The sequence below is a fragment of the Methylosinus sp. R-45379 genome, assembly GCF_001644125.1.
In the GTDB taxonomy this organism is placed as follows: Bacteria; Pseudomonadota; Alphaproteobacteria; order Rhizobiales; family Beijerinckiaceae; genus Methylosinus.
This window is the reverse complement of record NZ_LUUM01000057.1, coordinates 88,443-106,812: the sequence shown is the minus strand read 5'-3', so window position 1 is coordinate 106,812 and position 18,370 is coordinate 88,443. Positions and strand designations below refer to the sequence as shown.

Below are 18,370 nucleotides of genomic sequence, written 5' to 3'. Positions count from 1 at the left end.
GATCATTGGAGGACGAAAGATTGCGACCGAACGAGACAGAGACGACGACCGGCCTCATCGCGCATTGGCGCGCCATTCCGCTCTATGCGCGCATCATCGTCGCCGTGGCGCTCGGCGTCGTCGCCGGCCTCGCGCTCGGCGATTCGGCGCATATCCTCGGGACGCCAGCCAAGCTCGTCCTGCGCCTGCTGGGCGCGCTGGCGCCGCCGCTGATCCTGCTCGCCATCGTGCAGGCGCTCATGCGCGCGCATCTCGCTGGCGGGCAGGCGCTGCGCCTCGTCGCTCTGCTCCTCACCAATACTCTGGTGGCGATCTTCATCGGACTCGCGGTGGCCAATGTGCTGCAGCCGGGCGCCTGGACGACGGCAGCCCCCGGCGCCCCGGCGAAATCTGCGGGCGGCGCGGCCGATCCGCTGATGCAATTTCTCGACAGCGTGCCGAAGAGCATTCTGGGGCCTTTCGGCGACAATGGCGCGGTGATGGGCGTCATCTTCATCGCCGTCGCTTTCGGAATCGCGCTGCGCGGGCTGCGCACGCATGAGGTGCGCACGGTGGAGGATCTCGTGCATGTGGCGCTGACGAGCCTCATCACCATTCTGCATTGGATCATCGATGTGGTGCCGCTCGCCGTCTTCGGCCTCATCGCCAGCATCGTCGGCGTCAGCGGCTTTCGCGATTTTCTCGCGCTCGGCGGATTCTTCATCGCTGTGCTGACGGCGCTGGCGCTGCAATTCCTCTATTACGCGCTGCGCATCAGGCTCGGCTCATGGGCGAGCCCGCTGCATGTGGTCGCCGGCGTGCGCGATGCGCTGCTGATGGCTTTTTCGACCGGCAGCTCCACGGCGACCATGCCTTTGACCTATCAGCTTCTGCGCGAAAAGGTGGGGCTGCGCGAGCAATCGGCGAGCATGGGGGCGCTGGTCGGCTCCAATTTCAACAATGACGGCACGGCGCTCTATGAGGCGATGGCGGCGCTCTTCGTCGCGCAATTGCTGGGGCTGCATTTGACGTTGGGGCAGCAATTTCTGGTGGCGCTGACCTCCGTCGTCGCCTCTGTGGGAGCGGCCGGCATTCCAGAGGCCGGCCTCGTGACCATGACCATGGTGTTCCGCGCCGTCGCGCTGCCGACGGATTATATCGCGCTGCTGCTGACGATCGACTGGCTGCTGGATCGCTGCCGCACGGCGATCAATGTGATGGGCGATGTGACGGTGAGCTGCCTGCTGGACGGCAAAACGCGGGCAATCGAAACGCGGGCAAGCGAAACAGGGGAAGGCGAGGGCGCGTCGCCCCCGCCTCTTTGATGCCCGCCGCTCAGGCCGCGCCGTAGAGCGCCAGCGTGCGCCGCGCGCCGTCGAGATGCAGGCGCTCCACCATGCGGCCGTCGATCTGCGCGACGCCGATCGCCGCATTCTCCGGCGCGTCGAACAGCTCGACGATCTTGCGCGCGAATTCGATCTCGGCCGGCGAGGGCGCGAAGACCTCGTTGACCGTGGCGATCTGGCCTGGATGGATCAGCATCTTGCCGTCCATGCCGAGATCTCGGCCCTGCTCCGCCTCGCGGCGCAGCCCTTCGAGATCGTTGAAATCATTGTAGATGCCGTCGATGATATCGACATTGTGCAGACGCGCCGCCAGCACCGAGGCGGAGAGCCAGGCGACGAGCGCCGGCCGGCCCGGCGTCAGCCTTGCGCGCGTCGATTTGGCGATGTCGTTCGGCCCCAGCATCATGGCCGAGAGCGGCGCCTCCTGCGCGGCGCTGGCGATCTTTTCAATGTCGAAAAGCGCGCGCGGCGTCTCGATCATCGCCCAGAGCGTGGTGTGGGCGGGCGCGCCGGCGGCCTTCATATCGCGCGCGGCGCGCAGAATATCGTCCCGGCTATTGGCCTTGGGGACGACGATGGCGTCCGGCCCCGCCGCGGCGACGGCGGCGATATCGGCGGCATACCAGGGCGATTCGAAGACATTGACGCGCACGATGATCTCGCGGGAGCCATAGCCGCCGCCCTTCACCGCGGCGACGACCTGCTCGCGCGCCGCCTCCTTGGCGGCCTCGGCGACGCCGTCCTCGAGCTCGAACATCAGCACATCGGCTGCGAGCGTCTTGCCCTTCTCCAGCGCTCTGGCGTTGGAACCCGGCATGGCCAGCACGCTGCGTCGCGGTCGCGAAATCATGGCTCTCTTTTTCTCCCCTTGCCTCGTCGGTCGCGCTCCACAATAAAGGAGCCGCCGCCGGCGCGCCATCGCCCGGCTGTCACGATCTGACGATCACGTGCGGAAGCGGAAATGGAGCGCGCCACCCTCCCCTTCAGGGGGAGGGTCGGACGGCGAAGCCGTCCGGGGTGGGGTGAGCCCGAAGAGTCGGGGCGTCACCCCCTCCCGAGCGCCTTCGGCGCTCGACCTCCCCCCTCGAGGGGGAGGTGGAAACGCCTCATCGGCCGATGATTATGATGATCGTTTGCGCGTCACGAGGAGCGAATATGACCGAAGCCGGCCCGACAGAGCAGCCCGGCGACATTCTCCCCGCCCATCTCGAGAAAGGTTACGAGACCTTTCTCGCCGGGCGGTTTCGCAGCGAGCAGCAGAGATTCCACGAGCTGGCGGCGGAAGGCCAGAAGCCGCGGACGATGGTGATCGGCTGCTGCGATTCGCGCGTCGCGCCGGAGGCGATCTTCGACGCCGGGCCGGGCGAGCTGTTCGTCATTCGCAATGTCGGCAATCTCGTGCCGCCCTATGCGCCGGACAATCAATATCACGGCACCTCGGCGGCGCTGGAATATGCGGTGATGGCGCTGAAGGTGAATCACCTCGTCATTCTCGGCCACGCCCAATGCGGCGGCGTGCGCGCCTATGCGGAGAGCCAGGCCGATCCCTACACGCGGCCGCTCTCGGCCGGCGATTTCATCGGCAGCTGGATCAAGCTGCTGGCCCCGGCCGCCGAGCGCGCCGGCGCCATTCCAGACCCTCTCACGCCCGATTATGTCGAGCGGCTCGCCTTCGAATCGATCAAGCAGGGCGTCGCCAATCTGCGCAGCTTCCCCTGGATCGCGACATTGGAGCAGCGCCATTATCTCTCGCTGCACGGCGCCTATTTCGGCGTGATGGACGGCAGGCTGCTGGCGCTGGATGAGGCCACGGGCCAATTCTCGCAGGTCGCGCCGCAGGCCCATGCCGCCGCCTTCGCCCAGCCGCGGTTCTGAATATGGCGATCCCGCAGATCGACGGCCTGTCGCAGCTCGCCGATCGCTATGACGCGATCCTCTGCGACGTCTGGGGCGTGCTCATCGACGGACGCTCGCATTTTCCGGTCGCCGCCGAGGCGTTGGAGAAATTCCGCGCCCGCGGGGGCAAGGTGGCGCTCGTCACCAACGCCTCGCGGCCGAGCGAGGAGGTCCGCCGGCAGCTCGACGGGCTCGGCCTGCCGCGCGCCGCCTATGACGATCTCGTCAGCGCCGGGCAATTGACGCTGGAGCAGATGGTCGCGCGCGACGGCGAGGCGTGCCATCACCTCGGCCCGCCGCGCGACAATGGGCTTTTCGAGGCCGCCGATCGGCTTCTCAGCGGAAAATTCCGCCGCGTCCCGCTCGAGGACGCCGATTATGTCGTCTGCACCGGGCTCATCGACGAGCGCCGCGAGACGCCGGACGATTATGCGAGAACGCTGGAGCGCATGCGCGAGCGCGGCCTGCCCATGCTCTGCGCCAATCCGGACATTGTGGTCGGCATCGCCGGGGAGCTGGTCTATTGCGCCGGCGCTCTGGCCGAGCGTTACGCCGCGCTGGGCGGCGAGGTGGTGATGGCCGGCAAGCCCTATCTTCCGATCTACGCCGCCGCTCTCGGCCGCATCGCCGCTCTCGCCGGCGAGGCCCCCGCCCGCGTTCTGGCGATCGGCGACGGAGTGGCGACGGATTTGCTGGGAGCTTCCCGCGCTGGCCTCGACTCGCTGTTCTTGACCGAGGGGGTGCATCGCGACGAGCTCTACCCGCCGCCGGACCGCCGGCTGGACGCCGCCGCAATGGGGGCGCTTCTGGCCGGGGCCGGAGTCAAACCGGTTGCATTTGCGCCGTTTCTGGTGTGGTAGATGGAGAAACGGCCCAGCGGCCTCTTCCGCCTGGGCGACAAAGGCCGGTGACCGCATCCATGTCGACGCCCTTCAAGACCTATTATTTCGAAGACCTCGCCATTGGAATGCGCGAGACCTTGATGAAGGCCGTCATGGACGACGACGTGATCGCCTTCGCCGATCTCTCCGGCGACCGCAATCCGATCCATCTGTCGGACCATTTCGCCAGCAAGACGCGCTTCGGCGAGCGCATCGTGCACGGGCTCTACACGGCCTCGCTGATCTCGACCGTCATCGGCATGTATCTGCCGGGGCCGGGCGCGGTCTATCTGTCGCAGACGCTGAATTTCCGCGCCCCGGTGAAGATCGGCGACGTGATTCACGTCGTCGTCGAGATCGTCGAGCTGATCGAGAAGGGCCGCCGCGCCCGCCTGCATTGCGAATGTCTGGTGGACGGCAAGGTGGTGCTGGACGGCGAGGCCTGGGTCATGGTGCCGAGCCGCGAGCAGGCGACCCGCGCCGCGCAATTGGCCAAGCCCGCCGCCTCCGCCTGAGCCGCGGCGTCTTCGCTGCGGCTCATTTGCGGCGCGCCACGATGAACAGCCGCGGAAAGAGCAGCAGAATCTTTCCGTCCGTCCGGCGCGGATAGGCTTTGGCGAGCGACGCTCGATAGGCGGCGACGAAGTCTCGCGCCTCCCCCTCCGTCAGCGGCGCGAGAAACGGGCGCAGCCCTGTCGCTCTCACCCATTCGACGATCGCATCCGCCCCCGCCAGCGGATGGGCGTAGGTCGTGCGCCAAACATCCGTCTCGCAGCCCGCTTCGTGCAGCAGATCGTAATAGGCCTCGGCGTCGAGGATTTTCGAGCGGATCGCCGAGGCGTCGCCGATTTTCTGCGCCCAGGGTCCGGCGACGGCGGTCTCCCGCATCAGCCGATGGCTCGGCTCGTCCTGATTATCGGGCATTTGCACGGCGAGGACGCCGCCCGGCGCGAGCTCGGCGACGAGGCGGGGGAGCAGCGCGCGATGATCGGGGAGCCATTGCAGCGAGGCGTTGGCGAAGAGGAGATCGGGCGCCGCATCGGGACGAAAATCGGCGATATCCGCTAAGGTGAAGTCGGCGGCGGGGAGGCGGGCGCGGGCGGCGGCGATCATGGCGGGCGAGGAATCGACGCCGAGCAGACGGGCTGTGGGAAAACGCCCGGCCAGCAATTCTGCGCTATTGCCCGGCCCGCAGCCGAGATCGATGATGAAGCTGGGCGCCTCGAGCGGAATGCGAGCCAGCAGCTCGCGCGCGGGCCGCGTGCGTTCTGTCTCGAAAGTCGAATAGAGAAGCGCATTCCAGTCGGCCATGATCGAGCCAATTCATCTGTCGCGGCCTCTGCGAGCCCGCTCGAGCGGCGCCGCTCGGCCGCATCATCCCTCGCCAATGCGGCGAGGATTCGTCCTTCGGCTCCTGCGCTCACGGACTTGCGCGTCGCAGACACGGGGCGGCCCTTCCAGCGCCGAACTCGCGCCCTTTTTCGCCGCCACGCTCACGTAGAAAACGTCTTCGGCGCCAGCATGATAGAAGATGAGACGCGGCAATGTGGGACATGAGGCGAGGAGACAAGGGCATGAGCGCGGGCATGAGCGTCAGACCTACGCTGTCCGGCGCCCTATTGGCCGCCGGCCTCGCCGCCACCACGGCCATGGCGGGCGATCTCGGCTATCCGGCCTCGGCGCTCGGCGAATTTTCGAGCAAGCCGCGCAGCGCCTTCGACAGTGCGCCGCCGCTCGCCGCGCCTTTCGTCCTGCCGGCGGACCCGGAGCAGACGGCGACCACGGCTCCCGCCCAACCTCCCGTCCAACCTCCTGCCCAAGCTCCCGTCCAAGCTCCCGTCCAAGTTCCAGCCCAAGCTCCCGCCCGAGCCCCGGTCCGAGCTCACGCGCCGCCTCCGGCCGCCGCCGCGCCGGCGCCGGTCGCCGAGGCCGAGGAGCCGGCGCCGCCGCCCTCCGATACGGCTCCCGCTCCTGCAGGCGCGCTCGACGAATATGAGGCGCGCTGCTTCGTGAAGCTCCAGGGCCGCGTCGTGACCGCCAAGCCGTGCCGCATCCTGCGCGAGCCGAAGGAAATCATCTTCGAGATCGACGAAGGCCCGCTGACGATCAAGCTGCGGCAGGGCCGCGTCTGGACCGCGCGGCTCAAGGATCACGATCTCGGCAATGTCTACCAGACCGGCCCCTGCTGGGGCGCAAAGGGTTTCTACGCCTGCGACCGCGGGAAGCTCTGATTTTACTGCGATTTAACGCCCCGGCCTTCTTCCTGCGGCTCGCTGCGCAGGCCCTTGGGGCCGAGCGTCTTGGCGATGATCGCCTCGGTCGCCGACGTCCAGCCGGGCTTCGCATGGGCGATGGGCGTCGGCCCTTCGCCGGGGACGATGTGAACGAGGCGGAAGCCGCGCGCTTTCAGCTCGCGTAGAAAATCCGGCATCATCGCCGCCGTCGAGGGCCGCGGATCGTGGAACAGCACGATGCCCTTGCCGGCCGCCTGCAGCCGCGACATCACCAGCTCCAGCTCGGCGCGCGGCGACATTTCCTGCCAGTCCGAGGCCCACAGATCGGCGCCGAAGACCGAGACGTCGCGGTCTTCCAGCCAGCGCACCAGCTGCGGCGTGTCGGCGAAGCCGGGAAAGCGGAAGAAGGGGAAATGCGGCGAGGGCTCGCCGGTGGGAAAGCCAGCGGCGGCGTCGACGGCGCGGAAGCCTTTTTCTATGTCGGCCTGCGCCGTATCCTCGCTCATCAGCCGCAGCGTGCGGGCGGGGTGGCTATAGGAATGATGTCCGGCGTTATGCCCTTCGGCGACGATGCGACGGACCAGCGCCGGCGATTCCGCCGCATGGGAGCCGACGAGAAAGAAGGTCGCCCGCGCGCATTCCGCCTTCAGCGCATCCAGCACGCGCTCGGTCGCGCCATGGGCCGGGCCGTCGTCGAAGGTGAGGACGACCTCGTGATCGGCGAGCGCCAGCGTGCGCGGATAGGTCTGCAGGCCGAGCGCCAATCCCTCGCTTCCGTCGATCGCGATCGTCCGCGAGACGCCCAGCGCCTGCGCGCCGCATTCGGCCGCGCCGGCGGCGGCGGGCATGAGGGCGAGCAGAGCCGCAGTAAGACGAAAGAGAGTCGAAAGAACATGCATAGGCGGTTTGCTTTCCCGGCGCGGCGCGTTATGGGAGCCCTGTCCCGGTCTCGCCGGCCGGTTGGCTCCCCTCGCGCATCGATCAGGCCCCCATATGTCGCAAGACCATGAAAAATCGGCGCCTGCGGAAGGAAATTTTCGTGACGAGGAAACCGGCGAGCCGCGCGCCGATTTCGTCGCCGCGGTGGAAGAGGCCATCGCCGAAGGCGATTCCGGCCATGTGAAGGAGCTGGTCTCCCCGCTCCACGAGGCGGATGTCGGCGCGCTGATCGAATTGCTCGATCACGAGGAACGCCCGCGCCTCGTCGAGCTGATGGGCGACGAGTTCGATTTCGCCGCTCTGACCGAGATCGGGGAGTCGACGAGAGAAGACATCCTCGAGGAGCTGCCGGTCGCGACGCTCGCCGAGGCGATGCGCGAGCTCGAGAGCGACGACGCCGTCGCCATTCTGGAGACCCTGGAGCCCAAGGAGCAGGCCGAGGTCCTCGAGGCGCTGCCGGCGCAGGAGCGCATCATTCTGCGCCGCTCGCTGGAGGCCGCCGAGGGCACGGCCGGGCGCCTGATGCAGACCACGCTGATCGCCGTGCCGCCCTTCTGGTCGGCGGGCGAGGTGCTGGATTTCTTCCGCGCCACCGAGCCGGACGAGCTGCCGGACAATTTCTTCGAGGTCTTCGTCGTCGATCCGGCCTATCGGCTGCTCGGCACGGTTTTTCTCGACGCGCTGGTGCGCGCCCATCCCAAGACGCGCGTCGAGGAGATCATGCAGGCGGACCGCCGCCGCGTGCAATTCGACGAGGACACCGAGGAAGTGGCGCGCCTCTTCGAGCGCTATAATCTTGTGTCCGTTCCCGTGGTGGACGAGGCGGAGCGGCTCGTCGGCGTCATCACCATCGACGACGTCGTGGACGTCATTCAGGAGGCGGCCTCCGAGGAGATCAAGGCGCTCGGCGGCGTCAGCCCGGACGAGGAGCTGACCGACAGCTTCTGGTGGATCGTCAAGAGCCGCTTTCTCTGGCTCCTCATCAATCTCGGCACCGCCTTCATCTCGGCGAGCGTGCTGAAGACCTTCGAATCGCAGCTGCAGCAAATGGTGGCGCTGGCCGTGCTCGCGCCCATCGTCGCCAGCCAGGGCGGCAATTCGGCGACGCAGACGATGACGGTGACGGTGCGGGCGCTGGCGACGCGCGAGCTCTCGCGCTCCAACGCGCTTCGCATCATAATGCGCGAGCTGGCGACGGGGGCCTTCAATGGCGCGGCTTTCGGCGTGATCACGGGGCTCGTCGCGGCCAATTGGTTCCAGACGATCGGCCTCGGCCCGGTGATGGCCATGGCCATGTTCACCAATCTCGCCGCCGGCGCGCTGGGCGGCATTCTGGTGCCCATGCTGCTCGAGCGCTGGAAGGTCGATCCGGCCGTCGCCTCCAGCGCCTTTGTCACCACTGTCACCGATGTCGTCGGCTATGGTTCCTTTCTGGGCATAGCCACGTTATGGTTCCGCCTGGGTTGAGTCGCGCGGCCGAGACTGTGGCGAATCGCGCCGGCTTTGGGGAATTAACGCTTCGTTACCGGCTTGCGGGATATTTTCGCGCAATGCGATCGAACGAGATTTTCGCGGCTGCGGCCGCCGTCCTCCTTTCCACGGCCCTCTCCGGCTGCGGCAGCGCCGTGGATCCGTCCTATAGCGCGCGCCCGCGCTTTGCGACCAGCGCGCCGCTGGTCAACACGCGCAAGGACCCGACCTATCTCGCCTATGCGGTGCCGGAGTCGCAGCTGCACGCCTATCCGGCGACGCGCAGCGCCGAATTCTCCGTGCATGGCGTCGATGTCTCCAAATATCAGGGCGATATCGACTGGCAGGCGGTGAAGGAGTCCGGCGTCGGCTTCGCCTTCATCAAGGCGACCGAGGGCGGCGACGCGCTCGACTCCAAGTTCCAGCGCAATTGGGCGGCGGCCAAGGCGGCCGGCGTGCCGCGCGGCGCTTATCATTTCGTCTATTGGTGCCGGCCCCCGCATGAGGAGACCGGCTTCTTCAAATCCGTCGTGCCGGTGGAGCCGGACGCGCTGCCGCCAGTGCTGGACGTGGAGGCGACGCCCACCTCCCGCAGCTGCAAGCGCACGCTCTATCGCGAGGAAGTGCTGCGCGACATGCGCGTCATGCTCCAGGATATGGAGCGCCATTACGGCAAGAAGCCGATCATCTACAGCTCGGTGGATTTCTATCAGGCGATCCTGCATTCCGGCGCGCTGGCGGAATATCCGATCTGGGTGCGCTCGACGAAATATCATCCGGCGGTGCGCTATGGCGACCGCAAATGGACCTTCTGGCAATATCGCTCCGACGGGCATGTGCCCGGAATCTCCGTCGCCGTGGATCAGAACACATTCAACGGCAGCCATGCGCAATGGCGGGAATGGCTGGCCGATCAGACCGGGCTGAAGGCGCAGCCGGTCGCCACGGCGGCCGCCAAGCCGATCGACGATCGCAGCATAGAAAAGCTGATCGAGGAGGATCCGGCGATGCTGCCCTCCGCGATGAAGAACGCGCAGTGATCCCCCGCCGGGCGGCGCGCGCGCGAGCCTTTTGGCTCGCCCTCGCGACGACGCTGCCCGCGGCCGAAGCGGCCGGCTGCGGCGCCGGCGATCCTTCGCTCGTCGGCCATTATTATCTCAGCGGCGTGATGGAGACCGGCTCCGAGCTGCTGCTGCGGCCGGACGGGCGCTTCGACTATATGCTCGCCTATGGCGCGCTGGACGAGATCGCCTCCGGCTGCTGGTCGCGCCAGGGCGATGTGGTGACGCTCGCCGTCTCGAAATTTCAGGCGAGCATGGACGATCCGATGAAATTCGATCGGCTCGCTCTGACCGTCACGCCGCGGGGCGGCCTGTCGCGGCGGTTCGAGGGCGGCCGAACAGGCGTCTATTCGCGGCCGCGCGGCGGCCGCTGAGCGCGCCCGGAGCTGCGCTCTGGCGAAATCGGGGCCGTTTTGAAATTCGCATTTTGACCCTGAGCGGTCATTCGATATCGACAAGAATTTCGTGCAGGCTCCTCGAGGATCAGAACGTGGTCGAGGTCAAACAGTGGCCGCGTCACGGCTTTCCGATTTGGGCGCGTTGCGGTGTCGAGGCGGTCTAATTCGCATACCTCCCTTCGCTCTTCAGACTTTTGGGATTATGCTGCTTCCAACAGGATATTGGCGTAGGTTGGCGTCGGTCCTCCAAGGTCGGGCGCTTCCCCATGGGAAGCAAAAAAGAGCGTGTGCAATGCCCGCTGTCAGACCAACGCAATTCGTGACCGAGGATCGAAAGCCCGGCGATGTCTGCGGACCAGCGAGTACGCTCTGGATCAGTGAAGCGGCGGCGCTGACGCAGTTCGGCGCCCTCATCGAGATCCTCGAGCCCGGGTCACTGTCCTCCCTCGAGCATTGGCACAGCGCTGAGGACGAGTTGCTCTATGTCCTGGAAGGCGAAGTAACGCTGATCGAGGGCGCTACCGAAACGATTCTCCGCGCTGGCGATGCAGCCACTTTCAAAGCTGGCGTCGCGATTGGCCACCATCTGCACAACCGCAGCGAACAACCAACTCGCTGCCTGGTTATGGGCGCGCGTGCGCCTATCGATAAAATCACATATCCGGATCATGATCGGGTCTGCCATCGAGATCGCTCCCTTCCCGACGACATCTGGACCGACGGCGCAGGGACGCCGGCAACTAACCCATATGCTTGAGATCTAGCGCTTCTGTATCGTTGAACGGCGTGCCGATTCATTCTCGATATTCGAAGCGATGCGTTTGGCGCCTCGGCGAAATTCGGCATGCCCACCGCCACTCTGCCGCCCCCTTGCCCAATCGCTGGCCAAGGCGGGCGAAATCGTCTAGTGTGCCGGAACATTCGAGAGCATCAACGCTTTTGAAGGATTCTCGGCGTCGTAATATCGACGCAGTTTCGAGCGTGTGCGCCGTTTAACGAATTTTCCAAAGGCCCGGACGGGGAACGTCCGAGGCGACGCCTTCATAGACGAAAGGATGAGGCCATGCGGCTTGCTGCGGCGATCTTCGCCACTTGCGTATCTTTTTCCGCGCTGGCGCTCGAATTGCCCGCCGCATCCCCGGCGGATAAGGCGCCCGCCGCCGTCGCCCAGCTCGACGTCCGCGTCCCCGAGACCGCTCCGGTCGTCGATGTCGCGCCTCTCCCGCCCGTGATCGAGCGCTCGGTCGTCGCGCGGCCGGCGTCCGCCGCCACGCATCGCAAGGTCAGGCGCATCGCCCGGCGGCCCGGCGCGCTCGCGCATCATTCGGCGCCGCCGCGCCGCCGGATAGAGGCGCACGCGCCCCTCCTTCCGACGCCTGTAGCGGAGGCGCTGCGCCCCGCCCCGCGGCGTTGCGACACCATCGCTTGCCCTCGCTTCGTGCTCGTCGGCGTCGGCTTCTGAAGAGAACCGATCTCACGAAATGACGCGGCCGCGCCGAAGAGGCGCGGCCTTTTTCGTTTCATGAGGCCGCGTCGCTGCGGACGCGGCCTCCACTCATGCTTCAGCGGTCACGGCGGTGATCGTGATGGCCGTGATGGTCGTGATCATGATCGTCGTCGTGATCGTGATCTCGATCGGCGAAGACGAAGAGATCGACGAGATCGCCGATGGCCGGCCGATTGGCGGGAATATAGGGATTCTCGCGCGAGGGAATCGGGTTCGGCAGATTGTCGCGGCTGAGATGCGAGACTGTCGGCAGCTTCCAGTTCCGCTCGATGAATTTCAGCAGCGAGATATGGTCGTAATAAGTATGGTCGACATAGCCCTTCTTGGCGTAGGGCGAGACCACGATGAGCGGAATGCGCGTGCCGTCGCCGAAGAAGTCCACCGGCTGAATATAGCCCGAGTCGTAATAGCCGCCGCCTTCGTCCGTGGTGATGAAGATCGCCGTGGAGTCCCAGGCGGAGGAGCCCTGCACGCGCGCGATCAGCGTCTTCAGGAATTGCTCATAGAGATGGCTGGTCGAATCGGCAGGATGCGCGGCGAAGGCCTCGAAGGGACGCACGAAGGAGACGGCCGGCAGCGCGCCATCGGTCAGATCGGTCAGGAAAGCGCCATAGTTCTGCAGCTTGGCGTATTCGCTCGTCGTCATCACCTGCAGATAGCCGGTGAGCGGATCGCAAATGCCGCAATAGGCGTGGAAGGGCGCCCCGCCCGCCACGGGGAAATTCACGCCATCGACGGAATTGGCGAAGACGGTGGGATCGTCGCCGCGATCGGCGCTGTAATATTTCCACGACACGCCATGCGCGGTCAGCACATCGACGATGGTCGAGGCCTTCTGCGGCGGCAGGGTGAAGTTCGTCGCGCCGAGCGCGCGCGTCACCGAGGGCTTCTCGTTCCAATACATGTTGTAATTGTTGACGAGGTAGTAATGCCCCGGCGCGCATTTGCGCTCATAGGTCCCGTTTCTGCGCAACTGCTGATCGACAGCGGCGACGCCCGGCTGCGAGAGATCATGGCAGTTCACATAGGAGCCGCCGCTATAGCCGTCCTGCGTGTAGTAATTATTCGTGCCGCTGACCGGATCGGGATTCTCGATCTGATTGACGGGCGGCGTCGCGGGCGAGCCGTCGAGACGCGCGGGATCGGTATAGAAGGCCGCATGGCCGGTGACGATCGCCTGGAAATTGGCGCCCGTGCCGCCCATCACCGCCTGATGAAAATTGTCGCTGATCGCATAAGAATCGGCGAGCGATTTGAAATAGGGCGCGTCGCCGGTCTGCGCGACGCCATGCGCGTCCGTATAGGCGTTCATGTTGAAGAAGCCCATGGAGATCGCGCCCTCCTTGGGATCGAAGCCGGCGGGGGGCTTGCCGTTGGAGCCGGTGCCGATCGTCTTCTCCACCCAGACGAATTTGTCGAGCTTGCCGCCGTCCCACTGCTGCCACATCTGGAAGAAGCGATGCACGGGGTCGCCGGTGTAAGCGGCGTAGGAGACATATTTGCTGATCTGATAAGGCCCGTTGGGCAGATCGGTCGGGAAGCGCGTATCCGGCACGCCCTGGGGAACGCCGGCCGCATAAGTGGTGTAGGGCTGCGGCAGCGTGGCGTAGGCGCCGGTCGAAGGCGTCACCACCTCATAATGATGGAGATCGGAGCCGATGTTCTGCGCCGCCTCGGAGAAATGCGGGCCGGGCGTTCCATCGGCCTTGATGATGCCCTTGCTCAGCAGATTGTCGACGCTCTGACCGGCGGCGGGACGATAGCCGCCGAAGAGATTGTCGAATGTGCGATTCTCGCCGACGACGATGATGACATGCTTGATCGGCGTCCGTGTGGACGGATCGGCCTTGGCGGAGATCGTGATCGACGTCGCGGTGAGCGCCGTCGTCGCGAGACAGGCGCTCTTCAAAAGCAGACGTATGTTCATGTGGCCCTCGCATTTTCAGAGGAAAAGCACTTTTCCAATCTCGAGGCCGGCGCTCGCCGTGAGCGTCGCGGCAGGCCAAGCTAGCGACGCCCGATCTCAGCGCGATGGCTGCGCAATGAAGCTCTCGTGACTGCGGTGGCGCTATCGGGCGCGAGCGCCGAGGCGACGTGCGACTTTGCCGCATGCTTGACGCGCCCCGCTCCGCAACTAGCTGACTGTCTAGAAATGCGCGTTTTTCGTTGTTTTTTCCGACAAAGTAGAAGAAGCCGGAAATTTGCGGCTTTCCCGCCAATCGCGCATCGTTTTCGCATATTGCGAGACTCTTCAACGCGTTCTACCTACACGCATGTAGTCGACGACAGCAGCAACAATGACGAAAGGCGTCACTGATGGCACATACGACAGCGGAGCTCGAGGCGATCCTCATGCAGCGCTCGCTCACCGACGTGGAACTTCTCGCGGCGGCGGACAAGGCCGAGGATTTTCGCATCCTGCCGGACGCGTCGGTGATCAAGATCGGGGGGCAGAGCATCATCGATCGCGGCCGCTCGGCGGTCTATCCGCTCGTCGATGAGATCGTCACCGCGCGCAAGACGCATCAGATGCTGATCGGCACGGGCGCCGGCACGCGCGCGCGTCATCTCTATTCCATAGCGGCGGGCGTCGGCCTGCCGGCGGGCGTGCTCTCGCAGCTCGGCGCCTCGGTCGCCGATCAGAACGCCGCGATGCTCGGACAGCTGCTCGCCAAGCACGGCATTTCCGCGGTGGAAGGCGCCGGCCTCTCGGCTGTGCCGCTCTATCTGCAGGAGGTCAACGCCGTCGTGTTCAGCGGCATGCCGCCTTATAATCTTTGGATGCGTCCGGCGGCCGAGGGCGTCATTCCGCCCTATCGCACCGACGCGGGCTGCTTCCTCATCGCGGAGCAATTCGGCTGCAAGGCCATGATCTTCGTCAAGGACGAGCAGGGCCTGTTCACCGCCAATCCCAAGACCGACAAGAATGCGAAATTCATCCCCAAGATCACGGTCGACGAGATGAAGGAGCAGGGCCTGCAGGATTCGATCCTCGAATTTCCGCTGCTCGATCTGCTGAAGTCCGCGCGTCACATCCGCGAGGTGCAGATCGTCAACGGCCTCGTGCCCGGCAATATGACCCGCGCTCTTTCCGGCGAGCATGTCGGCACCATCATCACCGCGAGCTGAGACAGACCATGACCCACACTTACAACATCAAGCATGTCGCCTCTCCGCTCGCGCGGCAGACCCTTCTCGACTCCGAGCTGACGCGCCCCGTCGCCGGCAAGCGGCCGATCCGCGTGCTGCCCTGGCTGCAGGTGGTGAAGATCGGCGGCCGCGCCATCATGGATCGCGGCGCCGAGGCGATCTTGCCGCTGGTGGAGGAGATCCGAAAGCTCATGCCCGAGCATCGGCTGCTCTTCCTCACCGGCGCCGGCGTGCGCGCGCGTCACCTCTATGGCGTCGGGCTCGATCTCGGCCTGCCGGTCGGCTCGCTGGCCCCGCTCGCCGCGAGCGAGGCCGGCCAGAACGGCCACATACTCGCGTCGCTGCTCGCGCCGGAAGGCGTCTCCTATATCGAGCATCCGACCATCGCCAATCAGCTGGCGATTCATCTGAGCGCGACCCGCGCCGTGGTGGGCAGTGGCTTCCCGCCCTATCACCATCATGAGTTCCCGGGCTCGCGCATCCCGCCGCATCGGGCCGATACGGGCGCCTTCCTGCTCGCCGACGCCTATGGCGCCGCCGGCCTCACGATAGTGGAGGATGTGGACGGTCTCTACACGAGCGATCCCAACGGTCCGGACGGCGAGAAGGCGCAGCTCATCCGCGAGACGAGCTTCTCCGAGCTCGCCGATCACAAGGGCACGCTGCCCTTCGACCGCGCCTTGCTCGAGGTGATGGCGACCGCGCGCCATATCGATCATGTGCAGATCGTGAACGGCCTCGTCCCCGGCCGGCTCACCGCCGCTCTGCGCGGCGAGCATGTCGGCACGATCATCCACACGGCCGCGCGCCGGAACAGCTGACGAAAGCAACACCGACATCTCGCGCCGTCGATTTTCGATGGCGCGAGATATATGCAAGATGGGTGAGGCAGCCCTCACCCCTCCCCGTGCAAATTCCTCTCCTCCATGCGCGCGAGGAAGAAGAAGCACAGAGCGATGAACATCGCCCCCACCAGAAAAGCCGTGCGGAAGGTCTCGCGCAGCGCTTCCACATCGGCGCGGGTGGCGGCTTCGGCCACGAGAGCGCCATGGCCGGCGCCGATGACGATCGCGCCCATGATCGCCACGATCAGCGCCGCGCCCAGCTGCCGCGAGAATTGCATCACCGCTGTCGCCGTGCCGAGATTATGCCCCGGCGCCGCGCTCTGCACGCAGACCGTCGTCACCGGCAGCATGGCTCCGACGCCGAGGCCGACGATCGCCAGCAGCGCATCCAGCGCGGCGAGCGGCAGATCGGCGAGAAATTGCCGCGCGGCGAGCAGAGCGACGAAAGCGAGAACGAGCGCCGTCAGCGGCGCCGCCTTGTAATGGCGCACACGGCCGAGCAGCCGTCCAGAGATGGTGGCGCCGGTGACTGTCGCCACGGTCAGCGGGATCAGCGCGAGGCCGGATTGGTCGGCTGAGAGGCGCAGCGCGCCCTCGAAATAAATCGGCATATACATGGTCAGCGCGACGAAGGTTCCGAGCCCGAAGCCGCCCGCGAGAATGGCGTTGCGAATAACGTCGTCGGCCAGCACGGCGAGCGGGATCAGAGGCTCCTCCGCCGTCTTGGTGCGCCAGGCGAAGATCGCCCAGCCGGCGAGCGCCGTGGCCAGCATGGCGAGAATGGGCGCCGAGCCCCAGGGATAGCGCACGCCGCCCCAGGAGAGCGCGAGCAGCGAGGCGACCGACGCGATGACGAGCAGCGCGGCGCCGCCGACATCGACGCGATGCGGATGGCGACGCAGCGGCAGCCGCGCCAGCTTGAAATAGGTCATGAAAAAAGCCGCGAGGCCGAGCGGCAGATTGATCCAGAAGATCAGAGACCAATGCAGATATTCGGCGAAGACGCCGCCGAGGATCGGCCCGCCGACGCTGGCGCCGGCGAAGACGACCGAGAAATAGGTGAGCGCGCGGCCGCGCTCGCGCACGCTGACGAGATCGGCGATGATTGTCTGCGCCAGCGCGATGAGCGCGCCGCCGCCCGCGCCCTGCACCGCGCGCGCGATGGCGAGCCAAGTGAGGTTCGGCGACACGGCGCAGGCGACCGAGCCGAGCACGAAGGTGCTGATGCCGATCAGCAGCATCACGCGCACGCCATGAATATCGGCGAGCTTGCCATAGAGCGGCGTCAGCGCGGTCGCAGCCACGAGATAGGCGGTGACGATCCAGGGCAGATGCGCGAAATCGCCGAGGTCCTGGCCGATCGTCGGCAGAGCGGTGGCGACAATGGTCTGGTCCAGCGCCGAGAGCAGCATGGCGAGGCCGAGCCCGATCATGATCTGCAGCATCTCGCCTCTACTCAGATCGGCGTGCGAGAAGCCGGCGGCGGGCTTGTTCACTTTTGGGGGTCCTCTCCGCGAATCGCTGGGCGAAAGCCTGAGCGTGCGAGTATGGCGCCGTCGCGGCCGACGACGATGATCTCGAGCGCGGTCGCCGGATTGGCGAGCGCCGCTGCGGCCGTGTCCCATGCGCGATGCGCGATCGGCGCGGCGAGGTCCAGCCCGGCTCCACGGGCGGTCGCCTGCGCCTCCAGCGCGCTATTGGCTTTTTCGATCGCCGCGCAGAGCGCCTCGCCGGCGCCGGCCGCGCGGGCGGTCGCCGCGAGATCGGGTAGATCGACCGAGGAGCGGCTGGAGTGAAGGTCGAGCCGGCCCTGCGCCAGCTTGGTCAGCTTGGCGAAGCCGCCGGCGAGGGTCACGCGCGGAACCGTATGCCTGCGCAAATATTTCAGCAGGCCGCCGGCGAAGTCGCCCATTTCGATCAGCGCCTCCTCCGGCAGGCCGTAGAGCTTGCGCACGGCGTCTTCCGAAGTGGAGCCGGTGGTCGCCGCGATATGGTCGAGGCCGCAGGCGAGGGCGACGTCGACGCCGCGGTGGATGCTGTCGATCCAGGCGGAGCAGGAATAGGGCACGACGATTCCCGTCGTGCCGAGAATGGAGAGCCCGCCGATAATGCCGAGCCGTCCGTTGAGGGTCGAGCGGGCGAGCTCCTCGCCATTCTCGACGGAAATCTCGATTTGCGCGTCCGGCGCAGCGCCGAGCTCGGCGGCGGCTTCCGCTATCGCCTGCCGCATCATGGCGCGGGGAACGGGGTTTATGGCCGGCTCGCCCGGCGGCAGCGGTAGGCCGGGGCGCGTCACCACGCCGACGCCGGGGCCGGCGGCAAAGCTCACCCCCGCGCCGGCCGGCGCGCGCCGCACCTTCGCGCGGATCAGCGCGCCATGGGTGACGTCGGGATCGTCGCCCGCATCCTTCACCACGCCGGCCTCGGCATAGTCCCCGCCGCGGGTGAATTGCGCGAGCGCGAAGGCGACGCGTCTTCCGCCCGGCAGGCCGATCTCCACCGGATCGGGCGGCTCGCGCCCGGAGACGAGCGCGACGAAGGCCGCCCGCGCCGCCGCAGTGGCGCAGGCGCCGGTGGTCCAGCCGCGGCGCAGCGGGGGCTTTGTCGAGTCCGCGTCTGTCATGGGCGACACATAAACCGCATTCTCTCCGCGCGACACTGCGC

At 66.4% G+C, this 18,370-nt stretch carries 18 protein-coding genes; 12 read left to right on the top strand and 6 right to left on the bottom strand.

Translation table 11 applies throughout. The features are described from left to right. Positions 1–20: 20 nt before the first annotated feature. The gene (locus A1351_RS03490) at positions 21–1,304 is read left to right on the top strand and encodes a dicarboxylate/amino acid:cation symporter (RefSeq protein WP_064032237.1); all 1,284 of its coding nucleotides are present in this window, start codon (positions 21–23) and stop codon (positions 1,302–1,304) included. 10 nt (positions 1,305–1,314) lie between these two features. Here A1351_RS03490 and A1351_RS03485 read toward each other — a convergent pair whose 3' ends face one another. Beyond that, positions 1,315–2,175 (bottom strand): CoA ester lyase, encoded by an 861-nt coding sequence (locus A1351_RS03485; protein ID WP_024878037.1) that lies wholly within the window; start codon positions 2,173–2,175, stop codon positions 1,315–1,317. 305 nt (positions 2,176–2,480) lie between these two features. Between A1351_RS03485 and A1351_RS03480 the strand changes: the two genes are divergently transcribed. Genes A1351_RS03480 through A1351_RS03470 form a run of 3 tightly spaced genes read left to right on the top strand, consistent with a single transcriptional unit; the run spans position 2,481 to position 4,617 of the window. After that, positions 2,481–3,200, top strand: coding sequence for a carbonic anhydrase (locus A1351_RS03480; RefSeq protein ID WP_026599717.1), 720 nt, complete (start codon positions 2,481–2,483; stop codon positions 3,198–3,200). A 2-nt stretch (positions 3,201–3,202) separates the two neighbouring features. Continuing rightward, the gene (locus A1351_RS03475; protein ID WP_064032194.1) at positions 3,203–4,081 is read left to right on the top strand and encodes a TIGR01459 family HAD-type hydrolase; all 879 of its coding nucleotides are present in this window, start codon (positions 3,203–3,205) and stop codon (positions 4,079–4,081) included. Between the two features lie 59 nt (positions 4,082–4,140). Then, complete coding sequence (locus tag A1351_RS03470; RefSeq protein ID WP_024878034.1) at positions 4,141–4,617, top strand: MaoC family dehydratase; 477 nt, start codon at positions 4,141–4,143, stop codon at positions 4,615–4,617. A 22-nt stretch (positions 4,618–4,639) separates the two neighbouring features. On the opposite strand, the gene tam is transcribed toward A1351_RS03470, so the two are convergent. Continuing rightward, positions 4,640–5,413, bottom strand: a complete 774-nt coding sequence (tam, locus tag A1351_RS03465) for a trans-aconitate 2-methyltransferase (protein ID WP_024878033.1) — start codon at positions 5,411–5,413, stop codon at positions 4,640–4,642. A gap of 263 nt (positions 5,414–5,676) precedes the next feature. Between tam and A1351_RS03455 the strand changes: the two genes are divergently transcribed. After that, positions 5,677–6,333, top strand: a complete 657-nt coding sequence (locus A1351_RS03455; RefSeq protein WP_064032192.1) for a hypothetical protein — start codon at positions 5,677–5,679, stop codon at positions 6,331–6,333. Positions 6,334–6,335: 2 nt separating this feature from the next. Here A1351_RS03455 and A1351_RS03450 read toward each other — a convergent pair whose 3' ends face one another. Beyond that, on the bottom strand, positions 6,336–7,235 hold the full coding sequence (locus A1351_RS03450; protein WP_024878030.1) for a polysaccharide deacetylase family protein: 900 nt from the start codon (positions 7,233–7,235) through the stop codon (positions 6,336–6,338). Between the two features lie 94 nt (positions 7,236–7,329). Between A1351_RS03450 and mgtE the strand changes: the two genes are divergently transcribed. The 5 genes from mgtE (at position 7,330) to A1351_RS03425 (ending at position 11,666) form a co-directional block, all read left to right on the top strand. Then, a complete protein-coding gene (gene mgtE / locus A1351_RS03445) occupies positions 7,330–8,742 on the top strand; it encodes a magnesium transporter (RefSeq protein ID WP_024878029.1) in 1,413 nt (470 codons plus the stop codon). An 83-nt stretch (positions 8,743–8,825) separates the two neighbouring features. Continuing rightward, complete coding sequence (locus A1351_RS03440) at positions 8,826–9,785, top strand: GH25 family lysozyme (protein ID WP_024878028.1); 960 nt, start codon at positions 8,826–8,828, stop codon at positions 9,783–9,785. Next, positions 9,782–10,180: a hypothetical protein gene (locus A1351_RS03435; RefSeq protein WP_024878027.1), complete on the top strand. Its 399-nt coding sequence runs from the start codon at positions 9,782–9,784 to the stop codon at positions 10,178–10,180. Before A1351_RS03440 ends, A1351_RS03435 begins: the two co-directional genes overlap by 4 nt. A gap of 316 nt (positions 10,181–10,496) precedes the next feature. Beyond that, positions 10,497–10,961 carry a cupin domain-containing protein gene (locus A1351_RS23625; RefSeq protein WP_083967066.1) on the top strand — a complete coding sequence of 155 codons (465 nt, stop codon included), beginning with the start codon at positions 10,497–10,499 and terminating at the stop codon, positions 10,959–10,961. A gap of 306 nt (positions 10,962–11,267) precedes the next feature. Then, a complete protein-coding gene (locus A1351_RS03425) occupies positions 11,268–11,666 on the top strand; it encodes a hypothetical protein (RefSeq protein WP_064032190.1) in 399 nt (132 codons plus the stop codon). Positions 11,667–11,766: 100 nt separating this feature from the next. Here the strand turns inward: A1351_RS03425 and A1351_RS03420 are convergent, their stop codons facing one another. After that, entirely contained in the window at positions 11,767–13,638 is a 1,872-nt protein-coding gene (locus A1351_RS03420) for an alkaline phosphatase family protein (RefSeq protein ID WP_024878024.1), read from the bottom strand. Positions 13,639–14,027: 389 nt separating this feature from the next. Between A1351_RS03420 and A1351_RS03415 the strand changes: the two genes are divergently transcribed. Continuing rightward, positions 14,028–14,840: a uridine kinase gene (locus A1351_RS03415; RefSeq protein WP_024878023.1), complete on the top strand. Its 813-nt coding sequence runs from the start codon at positions 14,028–14,030 to the stop codon at positions 14,838–14,840. Between the two features lie 8 nt (positions 14,841–14,848). After that, positions 14,849–15,682, top strand: a complete 834-nt coding sequence (locus A1351_RS03410) for a molybdenum storage protein subunit alpha (RefSeq protein ID WP_024878022.1) — start codon at positions 14,849–14,851, stop codon at positions 15,680–15,682. 74 nt (positions 15,683–15,756) lie between these two features. On the opposite strand, the gene A1351_RS03405 is transcribed toward A1351_RS03410, so the two are convergent. Together A1351_RS03405 and A1351_RS03400 are read right to left on the bottom strand one after the other, a co-directional pair. Continuing rightward, positions 15,757–17,202: an MDR family MFS transporter gene (locus tag A1351_RS03405; protein ID WP_024878021.1), complete on the bottom strand. Its 1,446-nt coding sequence runs from the start codon at positions 17,200–17,202 to the stop codon at positions 15,757–15,759. Next, complete coding sequence (locus A1351_RS03400) at positions 17,199–18,329, bottom strand: cobalt-precorrin-5B (C(1))-methyltransferase (protein ID WP_024878020.1); 1,131 nt, start codon at positions 18,327–18,329, stop codon at positions 17,199–17,201. Before A1351_RS03400 ends, A1351_RS03405 begins: the two co-directional genes overlap by 4 nt. Between the last annotated feature and the right edge of the window lie 41 nt (positions 18,330–18,370).

Bases quoted from the DNA above. Each gene is read 5' to 3' on its own strand.
- A1351_RS03485 (WP_024878037.1), bottom strand. From the start codon at position 2,175: ATGATTTCGCGACCGCGACGCAGCGTGCTGGCCATGCCGGGTTCCAAC.
- A1351_RS03480 (WP_026599717.1), top strand. From the start codon at position 2,481: ATGACCGAAGCCGGCCCGACAGAGCAGCCCGGCGACATTCTCCCCGCC.
- A1351_RS03475 (WP_064032194.1), top strand. From the start codon at position 3,203: ATGGCGATCCCGCAGATCGACGGCCTGTCGCAGCTCGCCGATCGCTAT.
- A1351_RS03470 (WP_024878034.1), top strand. From the start codon at position 4,141: ATGTCGACGCCCTTCAAGACCTATTATTTCGAAGACCTCGCCATTGGA.
- tam (WP_024878033.1), bottom strand. From the start codon at position 5,413: ATGGCCGACTGGAATGCGCTTCTCTATTCGACTTTCGAGACAGAACGC.
- A1351_RS03455 (WP_064032192.1), top strand. From the start codon at position 5,677: ATGAGCGCGGGCATGAGCGTCAGACCTACGCTGTCCGGCGCCCTATTG.
- A1351_RS03450 (WP_024878030.1), bottom strand. From the start codon at position 7,235: ATGCATGTTCTTTCGACTCTCTTTCGTCTTACTGCGGCTCTGCTCGCC.
- mgtE (WP_024878029.1), top strand. From the start codon at position 7,330: ATGTCGCAAGACCATGAAAAATCGGCGCCTGCGGAAGGAAATTTTCGT.
- A1351_RS03440 (WP_024878028.1), top strand. From the start codon at position 8,826: ATGCGATCGAACGAGATTTTCGCGGCTGCGGCCGCCGTCCTCCTTTCC.
- A1351_RS23625 (WP_083967066.1), top strand. From the start codon at position 10,497: ATGCCCGCTGTCAGACCAACGCAATTCGTGACCGAGGATCGAAAGCCC.
- A1351_RS03425 (WP_064032190.1), top strand. From the start codon at position 11,268: ATGCGGCTTGCTGCGGCGATCTTCGCCACTTGCGTATCTTTTTCCGCG.
- A1351_RS03420 (WP_024878024.1), bottom strand. From the start codon at position 13,638: ATGAACATACGTCTGCTTTTGAAGAGCGCCTGTCTCGCGACGACGGCG.
- A1351_RS03415 (WP_024878023.1), top strand. From the start codon at position 14,028: ATGGCACATACGACAGCGGAGCTCGAGGCGATCCTCATGCAGCGCTCG.
- A1351_RS03410 (WP_024878022.1), top strand. From the start codon at position 14,849: ATGACCCACACTTACAACATCAAGCATGTCGCCTCTCCGCTCGCGCGG.
- A1351_RS03400 (WP_024878020.1), bottom strand. From the start codon at position 18,329: ATGACAGACGCGGACTCGACAAAGCCCCCGCTGCGCCGCGGCTGGACC.